Genomic DNA, 17,259 nt, shown 5'->3' with positions numbered 1-17,259 from the left:
TTCCCTCTCTATCCTTAAATTGTTTTATGAATCAACGGTCTTATAAACACTTGCATAAGCATGATAAATACGAGGATCCAAGGCAGCCACACATGATCAATTTGCCCCGCTGTCAGCATGAAAAGCAGTACGCCTGCAGCACGGCCGCAGTTGATAACGGACTCACGAATAACGATGGATTCGATCCGAAAGTTCTCTTTGAGCGGCATATCGCCGATCAGTTGATAATAATGGGCTGTGTACGTATTCGCTTGCAGCGGCTTGAACAAGGACGAAACACACATAAACACGATAACAGTCCATAGGGAGATGTCCCATAATAAAACCATCGCAGAACCAACAAAACCCCAAGCCGCCAAGGATAAATAGGCATTCGTTGACGCTTCGTTTCCTTTGACAGACAAGATATAACTCGAAATAATGGATAAGCTGAGGAAAAAAGCGTTCAAATATCCGACCCACGACTCTTGGGGCAGCACTTGAAAAAGCAAGATAGCCGGCACATACATCATGATGCCTTGCGGAAGCCCAATAATGAACCATCCCACCAGCGACCTTGTGAAGTCCGGGCGTTTTTTCAAAATTAAGCGCGTATATTTGAGATAATAAGCCGTGTGGTGTGTTGGCTTTTTCTTGATATGCAAGCTAAGTACAGAGGCCAAAACAAACATCAATGAGGATAAACCAAACACAAGGATATACCCCTTCATCTCCGAAAAGCTTGCGATGATCAGACCCGCCAAGGCAGGTCCTGACAAATTCGCTACATGCGTGACCATGGCATTCCAGCCTAAATACTTATGCCTGTTCTCATTATTTGTCACATCGGAAATCATCGTGAAGTTGCCCAGCCAGTAGAAAGCTGTAGAAACCCCCTTCAAGCAGGCAAACCAGATATAGTAATCCACCATGCGTTCCTGCACAATCAAGATGAGCACATAAAATAAGGCCGTTAAATAAATGCCTGCCCGATAGGCGTATAAGCGATCTTTGATTTTGGCGATTCTGCCGATATACACCGTTGCAATCGGCGCAGACAGCAGCATAATCAATTGGAACGCGCCATTGATCCAGAGGTCGTTCGTCAGCTTCCATAAATAAAGGCTGATGAAGACGCCGGCCAAGGCATTGCCAAACTGATAAATGCCATGATTCCATAGCGTGTTCTTGGCTTCTGTGGATAACTTTCTAGGCGTGGAAGATGCTGTCCCTGGCATCCTAAACCACCGGCTTACAGCTTCGTGTTCGCGTACCAAACATGCTGGCTCGCCTCCAAACTCGGCGCTTCAATGCCAGCTAGCTGGTAGCAGACGGAACGAATGAGCAGCGCCTGCGTCCCTGCATTCATATCGCCCTCCACCTTGCCGCCGCCGATATGAACGGCCTGCGGCATCTCCGGGTAGTACTCGCCCGGCTTGACCTGCGCCACATTCGGCGCTGTCGGCGAGTGGGCGAGCTCCCGGGAGAATCCGCCGTCTGCGCGCAGAAGACGTTTCATATTCACCAGCGTAATCTCAATGATTTCGCGCAGCTCATGGGATGGAATATCCAATTTCATATAGGATAATAAGTGAATCGGATTGCGGATATAGCACATATCCGCCGCTTCTTCATGCCTGAGCGCATAGAGGATGCTCTGATAGATGCGGTCCTCTTTCGGCAGGGGCACGTGGAAGCGGTCATAGAACATGTGCAGCTTGAACGTGCCGGAAATCCGGACATAATGGGAGCCCTCGCCCCATAAACCCGAGTGGATATCCTGACTCCGTGCAAAGAAATCAAACGCAGTCCGCGCGAAGTCCGCTCTGCGCTCAGCAGGCTCAACCTGCTCTACGTACACACTGGACGTAGATAATCGATCACAGCCGCGCCAGCTGTTCACCAGCGGGATGGATTGCAGCCACGCCAGATAGGATTCCGGCGAGCTCATGTAAGCGGGCGCTTGCTGCGCCTCATAAGGCAGCGGATAGAGCGGCTGGCCGCCTAGCTTCCTCAGCGCGTTGCGGCTGTAGCTGATCGCCCGCGCCACCATCACTTCATCATTTCGCATCAGCGGATTAGCGTCATAGAAATAGCCCGAAGCCGCGTCCTGCTTCTGCTGAAAGAAACGGACCAATCCTTGTCGCATCTCGCCTGGCAGATTGCCCAGCAAGCCGAATCGCTCAAGGATATTTAAAGCCTGAGCCGTAGATTCGATGTCCGGCTCGGCGTTCGCAAGACCTCTTGAACTGGCGGCATAATAAAATCCGCCGCTCGCCGCGTCATACTGACCGCCCAGCCAAGCTATATAACCATCAAACAAACCATCCATTTCAGTGAGAAGCCGGCGAATCTCCGTACTGTCTGTCTGCTGTGTCTGCATGTTCATTTCCTTCCCTCTATCCCTTAATCGAACCGATCATAGCTCCCTTAGCAAAATGCTTTTGCAAGAAAGGATACACCGCCAAAATCGGCAGCGTCGCCACGACGATAACCGCCATCTTGATCGATTGTGCCGGCGGCGGCGTCACACTATCCAAATCAACGCTGTGGTCCATCCCGCTGGCGAGCACAACAATCTGTCTCAGAAGAACTTGAATCGGCCATTTGGCGCTCTCATTCAAGTACAGAATTGCGCTAAGGTACGTATTCCAATACGTTACGGCGTAGAACAACGAAATCGTTGCGATCGCCGGCATGGATAAAGGCAGCACGATCCGGAACAAGATGCCAAAGTCGCTGCAGCCGTCAATTTTCGCCGACTCTTCTAATCCCTCGGGGATGTTCTGGAAGAAATTTTTCAGAATAATTAAGTTAAACGCACTGATCGCCGAAGGCAGAATAAGCGCCGCATAGGTATCAATCATGCCTAATTCCTTGACCACCAAGAAGGTCGGAACCAAGCCGCCGTGAAACAACATCGTGAACACGACCAGAAACATAATCACTTTCCTGCCATCCACGTCTCTTCGGGAAAGGCCGTAAGCCATCAAAGCCGTGATAAACATACTGATGATCGTCCCAGCAAGCGTAGTACCAATCGAGACGCCCATCGCTTTGAAAATCGTATTCGTTGAGAAAATGAAGCGATAAGCCTCAATGCTCCACTCGGTCGGAATGATGACGAACTTTTTAGCTGCCATTTCCGCGCTGGTCGTAAACGAACCTGCAACAACGTGTACGAAAGGGATCACCGTAACGAGACCAATAATCGTTAATAACAAATAATTGATGATCCCGAACATCCTGCCGCCTAATGTTTTATCTTCAACCATGGTGTTAACCTCCTAAGCGTTACCATTTAATAAACGCCCTCTTCGCCCATCTTCTTGGCAATTCGGTTCACCAGCATGACTAGCGCCAGTCCAATAAACGATTTGAACAGTCCGATTGCCGCGCTGTAACTGAATTGACCTTGTTTCAAACCAGCCGTATATACATAAGTATCAATGATCTCCGCAACATTTCGGTTCATGGAGTTAAGGAGCAAGTAGACATGTTCAAAACCGAGTTCGAGAACCGCACCAATTTTCAAAATTAATAAAACAATAATGACACTGCGAATCGCCGGCAGCGTAATGTGCCACATCTGTCTGATTCGTCCCGCACCATCCATACGCGCAGCCTCATAGAGTTGAGGGTCAATGGAAGCAATCGCCGCCAAATAAATAATCGTTCCCCAGCCAGCTTCCCGCCAAATGACTTGCAGAATATACATAGGTCTGAACCATTCAGGAGCCAGCAAGAAGTTAATCTTCTCGAATCCGAAATACTCAATCAAATCGTTGATAATCCCGCCATCCATCGTAAACATGACAAAACTAATCGAAACAATAATTACCCAGGACATAAAGTGAGGCAAATAAACAACCGTTTGAAACGTTTTTTTGAAAAAATCCGATTTCACTTCATTCAGCATCAGCGCCATAATGATCGGAATCGGGAAATAAAACACAAGATTCATCACAAACAAGATCAGTGTATTGCTTAAAATGTTGAAGAAATCCGGTTCGGTGAACAGCCGATGGAAATGCTCAAACCCAACCCACTCACTTCCACTAATCCCTTTGAACGGCTTATAATTCTGAAACGAAATGATGAGTCCGTACATCGGAATATATTTGAAAATCAGAAAATACAACACGCCCGGCAGCAGCATGACGTAAATCCATTTATTTTTCCAAAGCCGCCTGCTCAGCTCACTGCTTTGTTTCCTCGCCACCACACGCCTAGCCACATTCACTTCTTGCATATCACTTCTTCCTTTCCGGGTCATTCATACCAACGAGAAGACTGCTGCTCGTGCAGCAGCCCTCCCAACATTCAACCTCAACCAGTGTGACGGACTGCTCATTTTTTTATTTTTTGTACAAAGCGTTGTATTCTTCCATAATTTTGCTGCCTCCACGGCTTTTCCAATCCTCAATCGCTTTGTCAAATCCAGCTTTATCGATTGTTCCGTAGATATATTTGTTTGTTGCGTCTTTAATGACTTCTTGCAATTGAACCCCTTTTTCCAAATAAGTTTTGGAATCCAACGCAGCTACCGGATCCTGCACAGCGAACTTCAGGTTAGCGATCTTCAGCTCATCTGCTTTGCCTTGCGCCGGAATCGTAGGAATGCCCAAGTATCTTCCCGTCGTATCTTCATCGCCAATCGCGGCATCCGTGAACGGCTTCACTTCACGCGTCCATTTCTCCTCATCCAGCTTCTTCGCTTTGTTATCGATGACGCTGTAGTTCGCATCTTTGATGCCCCAGTTTGCGAGGTTAGCCACTTCAGGCGTCATCATCTTGTCAAAGAAAGCTAGAACTTTCTTCAATTCAGCTTCTGTTTTGATTGCGGATTTCGGGAAGAGCACCACGTTCGCAAAGCCTGGAAGCGCCCATGAAGCGAATTTGCCGTTTGGTCCTGCCACCATGCTGTGTACATCGACGACGGCTGTCGGAACGTTTTTGATCAAATCTTTATTAAGTGAAGATACATCCGTCATTGCTCCGATATACATCCCGGCAGTCCCGTTGGTGAAGAGCTTTTGCTGGTCTGTTTTGCTCGTTGCGGCAAAATCTTTGTTGATCAGCCCTTCGTTGCGCAGCTTTTTAAAATAATCCATCGTCGCTACATATTCCGGGAACATGAACTCCGGCTGCAGCTTGCCGTCTTTCTCGCCCCAGTTGTTCGGCACGCCTAACCAAGTCGCTACGGTTTTGAAAGCACCATAGATCAGATCATTCCGATCCGTTAAGCCGATCGTATCCTTTTTCCCATTGCCGTCAGGGTCATTCTCGGTGAATGCCTTCATCATGGCATATAGATCTTCGGTCGTAGCCGGCGGCTTCAATCCCAGCTTGTCAGCCCAGTCTTTGCGATAAATAAGACCTTGACGCGCAATATCGACACCGCGATACAGCGTGTACAGCTTTCCATCCACTTTGGTGTTGTCATTGGTTGTGGATTTCAATTTGCTAAGATTCGGGAAGTCCTTGAGCAGCGGCCCGATCTCCCAGAATTGTCCATCACGAATCGCTGACTTCATCTGAATGAAGGTCGCTTGGTTTTTCAGGTACGTCACCTGCGGCAGTGCGCCTGTCGCAAATGTTGTGTTCAATTTCTCTTCATACGTATCTGCCGGGAAAAATTGATACGTCAGCTTCGTATTCGTTAATTTCTCCAGCTCCTTAATAATCGTATCTGGCGGCGTTTGTGCCGTGTTGAGCGGAGCCATGATCGTAATCGCCGTTGGCGTGTTATCGGCTGTTGCTTTCGGCGCTGCCGTTCCAGCTGTACCGGTCGTAGCGGCAGGAGTAGCCTTGCCTCCATCCGAGCATGCTGCCAGAGCAAAGCTGGAAACTAACAGGACGCTAAGCGGAATCGAAACTAACTTTCTCTTCATATGGGATAGACCTCCGTAAATTTGTGGTGTGCTACAACTTCCACATTACAGGGGCGGAGGGAGGTACCGAAATAATCATTTGCTCATTTCGGCCTTGCTGGACAAGGGTTCTGAGATGATGATTATCGGGTCAGTAGATGATTATCGGGAGGTGTTGTTCCGCAAAAACGAAAAACAAAAAAAGGCCACACTCACCTATACGGGAGACGACCTTAAAGAACCAGAAACCGCCACTATCCAGACTCAATGCTCGCTCCGCATTTTATCCGTAACTTCCAGATACAGAACCTGGAGAAATTTTTTTATATTGATCTTGCTTTTCTCCGACTTCAAATTCTCATCGATTTCTTTCATTTTCAACCGGACATCCTGGAATTCAAAATAGAGCGGCGCATAATGCTCGAATTTCGGATTGCAGTAATCTGTCAAACCGATGCTCGCCAAATGGGTTAGGGCAGCTATGACGGTCCGACGAATCCGCTGCTCGACAGCTTTTCCTTCTTTTTCCACATCAGCTTCTTTCAGCTTGTGGCAGCGGGCTGCCGTTTCATATAACTCCTTCAGCTGCGGTATGCCGTCACCTCTGTGGTGCTTCGTTAGATGCTCCATAATGTCCGTCACATCGCGGCTCCCGCTCTCCCCGACAATCCCCATATCCATGAGAATGGGCTGCAGAATCTCGCGAACGCTGCGCTTTTTGCGAGTGTTTTCCGGACTAATGTTCAACAGGCTCAGTTTGGTTAAAGAGTCCTGAATCTCCTTCAGGGAACGGCTGATTTTCCACTGCTCGTTGACCTTGGAAAGCACTGCCTCCACTTCGATTTTGTTAATCGGCTTTTGAATATAGTATTCGACGCCGGCCTGGTATGCTTTGCCGATCATCTCTTTATTTTCAATCTGCGAAATCATGACGTACTTCCCTTGAAATCCTTGCTCCTTGAGCCGAATAATCGTCTCAATACCATCCTGATCCGGCATCAGCAGATCGATAACAACGACATCAGGAGTCGTTTCGAGCAGCACTTTTTCCCCTTCGCTCCCGCTGCCTGCTGTTCCTACGACTTCGCCTAGCCCGCCTTTTTCAATAATCATGTGCAGCATCAGCCTGCTCACCGCATCATCGTCCACAATGCCAAAAGACAGCATGATCTCTACGCTCCTTTTTTCACCGTATCGGTCAATAAGGTAATCACAAAAGTTGTCCGGGAGCTCATCTCGTCAGAGCGCAAATGGATGTCTCCGCCCAAGGAATGAACAATATCCCGCACGTGGGATAGTCCGATTCCGGTTGCGGCAAAGCCTTCTTGATTGAATTTGGTCGTGAACCCAGGTTCGAAAATCATCGCCTTCTCCAGCTCGGATATCCCCGTCCCCGTATCTGATACAGTCAGAATTGTTTCTGCGCCATGCTCGCTCGCACTGACGTGAATCGCCCCCTGATCTTCGATAGCCTCCACGCTATTGGACAACAGATTATTCATGACGGTTAGCAAAGGAAGGTAATGATCCGAATCATAATCGATTCGCAGATCAGTGGAGAATTGAATGTGTTTGCCTAGCATCGCGCTGTACCCGAGATTGGACTTGATCGCGAGCTCTACGATTTCCGCCAGCCTCATATCCGTAGCGAATTCCCGATCGAACAGCTTCAATAAACCGGCTAGGATGCGCTGCGAATCCTTTTTCACCTCATGAATTTGTTGCGTAATTTCCAAAATCGTTCGGGCATAGCTTTTCAGCCCCGTACCGTTCACTCTTTCGTATAAATCGTGACTTTTGGCCGTTAGCTGCTCAATCGTTTCCATGGACTTGCGCAAATAAAATACTTCGCCATACAGCCCGCTGTTCGTATTCAACATCTGTTCCATACTCTTCTGCTGCTCACTGTGGAGGACCCGCATCTGATGAATGGTGACACTGCTGTAGATGCCGACCACAAAATAGCTCCTCACAAGTGCGGTCAAGGCAATAAACACTAATTGCTGCGAAAATTTGTAGGGTGTATCGAAAATGAAGCTGCGCGCCAGCAGTTCAATCTCATTGGACATGAGATCGGTGAGCGACAGGAATAAACCAAGCACAAGGGGATGGAATTTTCCCGATTTCTGTTTCATCAAGCTCATGCCTACCGCAAAAGCCATGTAATACAGCATCGCGGGCAAATGGGTCTGCATGCTCCAGCCGAGAGACACAACTCCATGCGTCATGATCCCGTCCCCTAAGGAACGAAACAGCAAAACGGTAATTCCGGTGACAATGCCTGTGTAGATATAAGGCAAATGTTTGAGTAAAAGCAGGCATAAGAGGAAGGCGCTGCTGCCTAGACCGATCCGAAATACTTCGCCACTGAAGGGCGTGATTTTGAACTCGCCGGCGATTGCCGTCACAATGGCGATGAGAATCATTTGTAATCCTTCGTTTTTTAAGCGTCGCAGCCGATCACCCCCTACAATAAATCCTATATCTGCTTGCCAATAAGGAGTATGCACATCGCACTTCACTATACTATTCTCGCTTCCATCCTACGCGCTGCTAACGACAATGCATAGTTGACTGCGAAATAGAGCACAGCCACGAGAAACAGAATCGGCATGGTATAGCTATAGCTTTGTCCAATTACTATTTTCGCATGATGCATCAACTCAGGCAAGGAAATAACAATAGCAAGAGAGGTGTCCTTGAGCAGGGAGATAAACTGGCTCACCAGCGGTGGCATCATGCGGCGCAGCCCCTGTGGAATCACGATATGCCATAGGGTTTGGACATAGCCCAGTCCGGAAGAACGAGCCGCTTCAATCTGCCCTTTGTCAATCGAAAGGAGCCCGCTTCGCACAATTTCCGCAATCATCGCTCCTTCAAAAAGCGTAAGCGCCACAATTGTCGCATTCATAGACCCCAGCTTAATGCCGATATCCGGCAAAGCAAACCGGGCAAAAAAAATGATGAGCAATAAAGGCAAGTTGCGGATTAGCTCTACCCCTATGCCCAAAATAGGGGAAATGACAGGCATTTTCGTATATCGAAGCGTACCCACGACACAGCCGACGATAAAGCTTAGAATAATAGAAATCAGGGCAACTTTGAGCGTCATATAAAAGCCTTCAATAATAAATTTTATATTATCTATGGAAAAAGCATGCACGATATCCATTCGTTCACCCCCTTGCCAGCTTACGTTCTAGACGCAGAGCGCCGTAGCTCAGCGGCAGTGTTAAAATCAAATAAAGCACAGCGATGAAAATATACGTATCGAATGTCGCATACGTCTCACTGGCAACCTGATCCCCAAAATACATCAGATCGAAGCCGGCAAATACGCCCAGCACCGACGAATTCTTAACCAGATTAATAAACTGGTTGCTTAGCGGAGGTATGACGATTTTAAGCGCTTGTGGAAGCACGACATGCTGCATCGTTTGCAGATAGGACAGACCTGAGGATCTTGCCGCCTCTGACTGGCCCACCGGGACCGACATAATGCCGGCGCGAATCGCTTCAGCGATAAAGGAAGCCGTATACACCGTTAAACCCAAAGTTCCGCAGACGAAGCCGCTCAAGGTAATCCCCAGCGACGGCAGGCCGTAAAAGAATACAAAGACGACGAGCAAAAGCGGGATGTTCCGAATAAATTCCACATAAGCCGTACCTATCCACTGCAAGGGCTTTACGGTAGAGATACGGAAAATGGCGATGATCGTTCCCAGAATAAAGCTGCCGACTAATGCGATGAGGCTGGCCCAGATCGTGTTAACAAAGCCCTTCATGTAGATATCGAAATAATCGGTAAAAATCGAGAAATCCGGCATCGCCTTATGCTCCTCCCTCATAGACAGAAGATGGGCAGCTTGCGGCTACCCATCTTCTCCTTGTTATTTGGATGGCGCCTCGCCGATCCATTTCTTATAAATCTTGGCGTACTCACCGCTCGACTGCAGCTTTTTCAGACTGTCATTGACCGCTGTTTGAAGGGCCGTTTCGCCTTTTTTCATCGCGATTCCATAAGGCTCATCCGTGAACGGCTCCCCGACGACGACAAAGTTCGGGTCCTGCGCCATCATGCCGTAAAGGATCGCATTATCGGTAGTTAGCGTGTCTCCTTGCCCCGCCTTCAGTGCGCTGAATGCATCCTGGTAGTTATCGAACTCCAGAACTGTGGCTTCCGGCACTTTGGCTTTGATGTTGGCAACCGAAGTGGCGCCTTTTACCGCCAAAACCTTGGTGCCTTTTTTAACATCCGCTACGCTCTTGATCGAACTGCCCTTCTTAACGAGCAGAGACTGTCCCGCTTTGAAATAAACATCGGAGAATTCAACTTGCTTCTTACGCTCTTCCGTTATCGTCATGGTTGCCACAATCATGTCGATTTCCTTGTTGTCAAGCATCGGGATACGTGTTTTGGACGTGACTTCCTTGAGCTCGATTTTCTTCTCATCGCCGAGAATTTCTTTGGCAAGCGCTTTGGCCATATCCACATCGAAGCCTTCTACTTCGCCGCCGGCCGGATTTTTCAAACCGAACAGCTTCGTATCATATTTAACACCTACCACCAGCTTGCCTCTGCTCTTGATCTCATCGAGAACCGATGAACCGCCTGCCGGCTTGGCCGTGCTCGGTGCGCTGCTTGCTGCTGTAGAGCTAGCTGGCGAGCTCGATGCTCCGCCTGTGGATGTTGTAGATGTGGATGCACATCCTGCCAATGCGAATACGGCTGCCATCATAACCACAAAATTCCACTTTTTTGATATCATATTCATTCATCTCCTCATTTTTAATGGTGAAGCACACGCTTAAGAAATAGCCGTGCACGCTCTTCTCTCGGATTGACGAAAAATGCCTCCGGAGGCGATTCTTCGACGATTTGCCCTTTGTCCATAAAAACAACCCGATCCGCCACCTCACGGGCAAAACCCATTTCGTGCGTGACAACAACCATCGTCATTCCTTCATGGGCAAGTGCCTTCATGACATCCAGAACCTCGCCAACCATTTCGGGGTCCAAGGCTGATGTGGGTTCATCAAACAGCATGATTTTCGGCTTCATAGCCAACCCTCTGGCTATGGCTACCCGCTGCTGCTGGCCGCCTGATAATTGCGAGGGATAGCTACTGGCTTTGTCCGGAATGCCCACCTTCTCCAGATAGTACATTGCCGTCTCTTCCGCTTCTTTCTTCGAGAGGCCAAGTACCTTCACCGGCGCAAGCGTGATGTTATCGATGACCTTTTTATGCGGATACAGATTAAAATGCTGGAAAACCATTCCGATATCCCGACGCAGCTTGTTAATATCCGCCTTCTTATTGCTGACTTTGCACTCGTTCACGGTAAGCTCGCCGCTGGTGATCGTTTCCAGACGATTTATGCATCTGAGCAGCGTGCTTTTGCCAGAACCTGACGGGCCGACGACAACAACCACTTCCCCCTGCTTAATGCTGAGGCTAATGCCCTTGAGAACATGAAAATCGCCATAATGCTTCTCTACTTGTTGGAATGAGATCAATCGAACCCCCCCTTCGCCCACTTATTAACAATGTTAACTATTTGTCATGTTAACTAACATTTTATGTATTTAAATCTTACCATAAAACTATGTAATCTTATGAAATCCGACATGCAGCCGGAAAAAATAATTAAAATTTTGTTAAGGCGCTGTATTCACCTGCTTTTATTTGGGCATCCCTGCTATGGAGGGGGGAACCGCGGAATAAGGTGATCTGTTCGTGTTCGTATGCGATTGTAGTGTGAGGCTTAGAGGTAGGGAGCAATGGTCCGCTATTCTGTCTAAAATGCACGTTCCCGACGAGAAACGAAGCAAATAGCTTGCCGTAGTTCCGCTTGCACAGGAATAGTCGCTATTTTCGTCTAAATAGCGTAACCCAGTTCCGCTTCAGCTGCTTTCGGCGGAAATTGGAGCCCTTGGGCGTCTTATTCTGCTGGTAGAGCCTCCCCCCGCCGCCACTGGCAGGGAGTAAGAGCCCACTGGTAAGGAGTCAGAGTCCTTGCTATTCATCGTCGGGCAGCCCCCTCCTCATTTACACCCTCGCACCCTGTTCCCTCACTTTTCTAAGGGGCATTCCACACACAAACTCGAAACGGAACTACAGTCCGCTATTTCCAGCAAAAGGAGCAAAATAGCAGCGAAAAGGAACTATGCTCCACTATTCCTTCCAAAATGCACGTTCCCGACGGGAAACGAAGCAAATAGCGTATCGTAGTTCCGCTTGCACAGGAATTGTCGCTATTTCACCCAAATAGCGGAACCCAGTTCCGCTTCAGCTGCTTTCGGCGGAAATTGGAGCCCTTGGGAGCACTTATTCTACTCATGGGGCCACCTCCGCCACCTTGGACAACAAATAAGAGTTCCGAAGGACTCTTATCTCTCCATTTCCGCTGCTTTCAGCGGGAATAGAAGCCCCTAGCGGCTCTTATTCTACTCATGGAGCCGCCTCCGCCACCTTGAACAACAAATAAGAGTCCCGAAGGACTCTTATCTCTCCATTTCCGCTGCTTTCAGCGGGAATAGAAGCCCCTGGGGGCTCTTATTCCCTTGGTTGAGCTGGCAGCCGGCTTCAGCCGTCACCGCCAGCACCAGCTACCTCCGCACACCTTATCGCAGTGCATCAACTTTTGGCAAAAGGAGCTGTGCAACCTCACCCTAAACTTATACTCTTTTTCGTGGTACCAACGCAACGCTACTTCTTCCCATATGCCTCATTGTACTCGACAATAATCTGGCTGCCGCCGCTGCGTTTCCACCGTTCGATTTCTTGCCGGAAGGCTGCTTTGTCCAGCTTGCCGAGCATATAATTGTACGTTGCGTCGGATATTATTTTATACAATTCAACGCCGCGCTCGTCATACGTTTTTGACTCCAGACCTAAGGTCGGGTCCTTGACCACGTATTTCTCATTGTCCAGGCTCAGTTTATCCGCAAACTGGGACAAGGACTCGCTCTCCGCGAGCTGTTTCACCTGCGGATTATTTAAATCCGCAATCATTAGCGCGTACAGCGCATTCACTTCATTTACACGAAGCTTGGACGTCTCTTCTGTTAACTGCACTTTGCCGCCAATGGTCGTGTAATGCCGTCCTTCCAGCCCGTATTTCATCAAATTGGCAATATCCTTATCCATCGTCCGGTCAAAAAACTGCAGCATCTGCTTCATCTCAGCCTCCGTGCGAATCGCCTTTTTGGAAAACAGATAGAGGGCGCTGTAGTTGGGAATTGACCAGATTTGAAAGCCCTTCGGCCCCTCAATATGGTTGATAAGCGTAAGTTTCGCCTGCGGATTCGCCAGCTGAACCTCGTCGGAAAGCCGCTGCACATCCTGCATGCTGCCGATGTAGGCTCCGGCAACGCCACGAATTATTTTGTCCCGCTGCACGTCCTTGCTCGTTACCGCAAAATCGGAGTTGATCAGCTTCTCCTCATACAGCTTTTTCATGTAATTCATGGTGTCCACATAAGCCTCAGTTTCGAATTCGGGAACAAGCTTGCCGTCTATTAAGCCCCAATTATTCGGCGTGCCGAAGTAGGAGCTGATTGTTTTGAAAGCGCCAAAAACCAAATCATTTCGGTCCGTCAAACCGATGGTATCGTCCTTCCCGTTGCGATCGGGGTCACCGTAAGTAAACGCTTTTAAAACTTGATACAGCTCATCCAGATTCGTTGGCTTGGCCAGCTTCAGATTGTTCAGCCAATCTTCGCGAATAATAATCCCCTGACGGGAGGACGGCCGCTCGGTGTACAAGCCATATATTTTGCCATCCACCGCTGCCTGTCCCAAAATCTCTTTATTCAGCTGCTTCAAATTCGGATAGGCATCCAAATAAGGTCCGATATCCCAGAATGCGCCGGAACGGATCGAATTTTTCATCAGCATATAGTCGGTATATTTCACGTAGGTGGCTTTTTTCAATGAGTTGGTGGTTAGTGCTGTGTTCATTTTGTCGGTGTAGATACCGTCAGGAACCCAATTCAATTCCAGCTTCGTTTGCGTAAGCTTCTCAATTTCTCCAATGAGCTCAGGGATAGGCGGGTGCGGAAAATGCAGCGGCGCCATAATCGAAACAACAGGACGGCTGTCGTTGACTTCCGTTGCCTTCGTTGCAGTACTCTTCTGACAAGCACCTAGCAGCATTATCATCAACAGCCCCACAAACACAAGCACATAAACCTTGAAACCCTTGCTATGTCTAGCTTCTCTCATATGAACTCCCCCTTGCTGCAGCCATGTTTGTCATGGAAATCAGAGATAATGATTATCCCTTCTTCAGATGATTATTGCTCTAATCGTAAGTCTTGACTACAATACATAGATAGTCTATCACGACCATCCTAGGCAGATAAGGTGTTGGATGCGATGCGCTCTTTAAGTTTTCTTAGCAAAATGACCATCTTCGGATTTCTGCTCAGCACGCTTCCGGTTATTTTTATCGGCGCTTTTGCTTTCGTAACCTCGTCGAGCGAGATCCAAAAAAATGTCAACGAAGGCAAAATGCAACTCATCACCCAAATCAATTCCAATGTAGAGCAGAAATTAACGACTGTCAACCATACACTTAATCAGGTTATTAATTCGACCGTGCTCAAAAAAGCGATGGACATGCCCTTAACTGTAAACGATTTCATGATGTATGACGACCTGCGCAGCGAGATCCGGTATATGCAATCTTTCGACACGAAGCTGGAGGATGTCATCCTGATTAATGCTAGGCAGAACTGGATGATTAAGAATTCAGGCTTGTATCGTTTTGACAGTTATCCGTTTTACGATAAGCTTCTGAACCAAATGAACACGCAGGAGAACAGCACTTGGGTCATGAATCCGTCCAAATGGTTCTACACCGAAGAAAACTCGCGGAGCGTAAGCTGCGATTATAGCATTTCCTTGGTGAAAAAGCTGCCGACCACTGGTCTTGAGAAATATGGTATGGCGATAGCGAATATCCCGGCTTGCAGCCTGCAGGATCTGTTCCGCAACGATACGGAGTACCTGGATGACATCTTGATTATGGATGAGCACAACCAGATCATTATGCATCCGGATCCTGATCTGATAGGCAAGCCTATCACAGAGGCGGGATTGACCGATATGGGCCAGTTTGCCACGCCCACGGGCCAATTCACGACAGATATTCGTGATAAACGCTATGCGGTAAGCTTCCTGCACTCGAATTTGAATAACTGGACCTATTTATCACTAACTTCAATCGATAGCTTGACCAAAGAGTCCGGCAAAATCGGGACCTATACCATTTATGTCTGCGTACTGATGCTGCTTCTCTCCATGCTGCTGGCTTGGCTGGGTTCGCGTAAAATGTACTCGCCGATTCAGCTCCTTTTGAACCAAATCGGCGGCCTCGTAACCGTGAATCAGAAGCGCAAAGCCAACGAATTCCAAATGATCGGCGAGCACGTCCATACGTTATTTCAATCTAAGTCTCAGCTGGAACGAGAGGTTCATCAGCACATCGGGCAGGTGCGGACGTTTTTCTTGATCAAGGCATTTCAGGGGCACATTAAGCAAAGCGAGCTGCTTGAGAAGCTGAAACAATTCGGCTACACGAAGCATATTGAGACATGGAAAACGATGTCCGTCATCACCATGCAGATTGACTCGATTGACAATACGCGTTATGAGAAACGCGACATGGAGCTGCTTCTCTTCGCTGTGCATAATATTATCGAGGAGCTTATCCCTTCCGATCAGCGGCTTGCGCCGATCATCATGGATCAGACGGTCGTTACCTTGATCGGCAGCGCTGATGGTGAGGCGGACGCTTTCCGCAATACGGTTTATGCGTTGACAGAGCAGCTGCAGCAGCACATTTTCAACTATTTGAAATTGCATGTCAGCATTGGGATCAGTCTTCCCATCCATACCTTCAGCCAGATCGCTATTGCCTACAGAGAAGGTTTGGAGGCTTTAAGACACCGCATCAAGCTGGGTGAAGGCATCATTATTCAATATGAAAATATTAATTCCGGCAAGCATTATTTGAATTTAAACTATCCAAAGCCAATCGAAAATGAACTGATAGACGCCATCAAGCTAGCTGAAAAGGATAAAACCAAAGAGCTGCTGCGCCAGCTGCTGCAAGCCGTATTCGCAGCTCCGCTTACGCCGCAGGAGTACCAAATTCCACTGGCACGCCTGCTCAATAATCTGCTGATGGTGATGCAGGAATCGGGCATTGGCCTCAATCAGATTCATCCGAACAAAGGCTCCCTATTCGAGGAGCTCCTGAATCTGCATATGACGGCCGAAATCGAAGATTGGTTCTGGACCGAGGTTATCCATCCTCTAATCCGAATTTACCGCGATCGTCAGGATGCCCAGTACCACAATATTTCCGAAAAAATTATTGATCTCGTTCAAAAATATTACGATACAGACCTGACTTTAGAAGATTGTGCATCCCGTTTGCACTACAACGCGAATTACTTAAGCAGTATTTTCCGGAAAGAAACGAATTGTTCCTTCAGCGACTATCTATCTGCGTACCGCTTCAACATGGCGAAGAAATGGCTGTCGGAATCCGATATGCCGATTAAAGACATCTCATCCAAGCTGCGCTACAACAATTCACAGAACTTTATTCGCTCGTTCCGCAAACAGGAGGGTCTTACGCCCGGCCAGTATCGGGATAAGCATAAAGAAGGCAAGGAGCCTACAACTTCGTAGGTCCCTTGCCCTTTTTTACCTGCTTGTCCCAGATGATGGCTGACAACAGTTAGGTTGTTGGCTGTACCGCCGCTTTCAGCGCTGCACGATGATTCCATAAGAAGGAAACCACGCTGTTTCGTTCTTCAAAAAAAGACTCCTTAGGGTCCAAATAGTCTTCACCAAGTCCATGAACGCTGAAACGATCATCCCCATAATTCATAAGGGTGAGCTGTCCTCCGCGTTTGTTGTCAGCAAACACCAAATATAGTTTTTTCCCTGATGCATCCCACTTGGCAAATGAAGAAAAGTTGTCCAAAATCAAGCCAATATCATTCTTCTTTTTAATTTGCATGATGTCGTATCCTCTCTATCATTTTTAATCAAAATGGTAGCGGAGATTGGCTGCAAAGGTTGTCACATGCTGGGGGTGAATGATGAGAAGTTTTGTCGACTTGTTTTTTGGGGGTGTGCAGGGGCGTATAGCAGGCTCGCTTCGCGGGCGATTTCTTGGGCTTAGCCCTCTGTAAGGCTGTTTTTCGGCCTTACGGGTGGGACTCGCGCTTCTGCGGCGGCTTTAGGGCTGTTTTTCAGCCCTATCGCCAATAGCTTTGCATCAAACCTAACATGGAAATCCGAAAAAAGTATCGTCTAAATAATTTATAATTACTACCTAAATATGGGATTAATTGATGTATTTATCTGGACGATGCACAAAAAAA

At 48.0% G+C, this 17,259-nt stretch carries 14 protein-coding genes; 1 reads left to right on the top strand and 13 read right to left on the bottom strand.

Translation table 11 applies throughout. The features are described from left to right. Positions 1-14: 14 nt before the first annotated feature. The 12 genes from HQN90_RS32245 to HQN90_RS32190 form a co-directional block, all read right to left on the bottom strand. On the bottom strand, positions 15-1,217 hold the full coding sequence (locus tag HQN90_RS32245) for an MFS transporter (protein WP_173226709.1): 1,203 nt from the start codon (positions 1,215-1,217) through the stop codon (positions 15-17). 14 nt (positions 1,218-1,231) lie between these two features. Further along, a complete protein-coding gene (locus HQN90_RS32240) occupies positions 1,232-2,368 on the bottom strand; it encodes a hypothetical protein (RefSeq protein WP_338042415.1) in 1,137 nt (378 codons plus the stop codon). 10 nt (positions 2,369-2,378) lie between these two features. Then, entirely contained in the window at positions 2,379-3,254 is an 876-nt protein-coding gene (locus HQN90_RS32235) for a carbohydrate ABC transporter permease (protein WP_079410247.1), read from the bottom strand. 26 nt (positions 3,255-3,280) lie between these two features. Further along, positions 3,281-4,231 (bottom strand): ABC transporter permease, encoded by a 951-nt coding sequence (locus tag HQN90_RS32230; RefSeq protein WP_079410245.1) that lies wholly within the window; start codon positions 4,229-4,231, stop codon positions 3,281-3,283. A 106-nt stretch (positions 4,232-4,337) separates the two neighbouring features. Continuing rightward, the gene (locus HQN90_RS32225) at positions 4,338-5,873 is read right to left on the bottom strand and encodes an extracellular solute-binding protein (RefSeq protein ID WP_173226707.1); all 1,536 of its coding nucleotides are present in this window, start codon (positions 5,871-5,873) and stop codon (positions 4,338-4,340) included. 243 nt (positions 5,874-6,116) lie between these two features. After that, entirely contained in the window at positions 6,117-7,019 is a 903-nt protein-coding gene (locus HQN90_RS32220) for a response regulator (RefSeq protein WP_173226705.1), read from the bottom strand. 5 nt (positions 7,020-7,024) lie between these two features. Further along, positions 7,025-8,278, bottom strand: a complete 1,254-nt coding sequence (locus HQN90_RS32215) for a sensor histidine kinase (RefSeq protein WP_173226703.1) — start codon at positions 8,276-8,278, stop codon at positions 7,025-7,027. Positions 8,279-8,373: 95 nt separating this feature from the next. Further along, positions 8,374-9,024: an amino acid ABC transporter permease gene (locus HQN90_RS32210; protein WP_173226701.1), complete on the bottom strand. Its 651-nt coding sequence runs from the start codon at positions 9,022-9,024 to the stop codon at positions 8,374-8,376. 4 nt (positions 9,025-9,028) lie between these two features. After that, the gene (locus HQN90_RS32205; RefSeq protein WP_173226699.1) at positions 9,029-9,679 is read right to left on the bottom strand and encodes an amino acid ABC transporter permease; all 651 of its coding nucleotides are present in this window, start codon (positions 9,677-9,679) and stop codon (positions 9,029-9,031) included. A 63-nt stretch (positions 9,680-9,742) separates the two neighbouring features. Next, positions 9,743-10,621 carry a transporter substrate-binding domain-containing protein gene (locus HQN90_RS32200; protein WP_246362945.1) on the bottom strand — a complete coding sequence of 293 codons (879 nt, stop codon included), beginning with the start codon at positions 10,619-10,621 and terminating at the stop codon, positions 9,743-9,745. Between the two features lie 20 nt (positions 10,622-10,641). Next, entirely contained in the window at positions 10,642-11,370 is a 729-nt protein-coding gene (locus tag HQN90_RS32195) for an amino acid ABC transporter ATP-binding protein (RefSeq protein WP_173226697.1), read from the bottom strand. Positions 11,371-12,562: 1,192 nt separating this feature from the next. After that, positions 12,563-14,080: an extracellular solute-binding protein gene (locus HQN90_RS32190; protein WP_173226695.1), complete on the bottom strand. Its 1,518-nt coding sequence runs from the start codon at positions 14,078-14,080 to the stop codon at positions 12,563-12,565. A 153-nt stretch (positions 14,081-14,233) separates the two neighbouring features. Here HQN90_RS32190 and HQN90_RS32185 point away from each other — a divergent pair, with 153 nt between their 5' ends. Beyond that, entirely contained in the window at positions 14,234-16,558 is a 2,325-nt protein-coding gene (locus tag HQN90_RS32185; protein WP_173226693.1) for a helix-turn-helix domain-containing protein, read from the top strand. A gap of 49 nt (positions 16,559-16,607) precedes the next feature. Here the strand turns inward: HQN90_RS32185 and HQN90_RS32180 are convergent, their stop codons facing one another. After that, positions 16,608-16,892, bottom strand: a complete 285-nt coding sequence (locus tag HQN90_RS32180; RefSeq protein ID WP_079414745.1) for a hypothetical protein — start codon at positions 16,890-16,892, stop codon at positions 16,608-16,610. Between the last annotated feature and the right edge of the window lie 367 nt (positions 16,893-17,259).

The organism is Paenibacillus alba (genome assembly GCF_013204855.1).
GTDB lineage: Bacteria > Bacillota > Bacilli > Paenibacillales > NBRC-103111 > Paenibacillus_E > Paenibacillus_E alba.
This window is presented reverse-complemented; position numbering and strand designations above follow the sequence as displayed.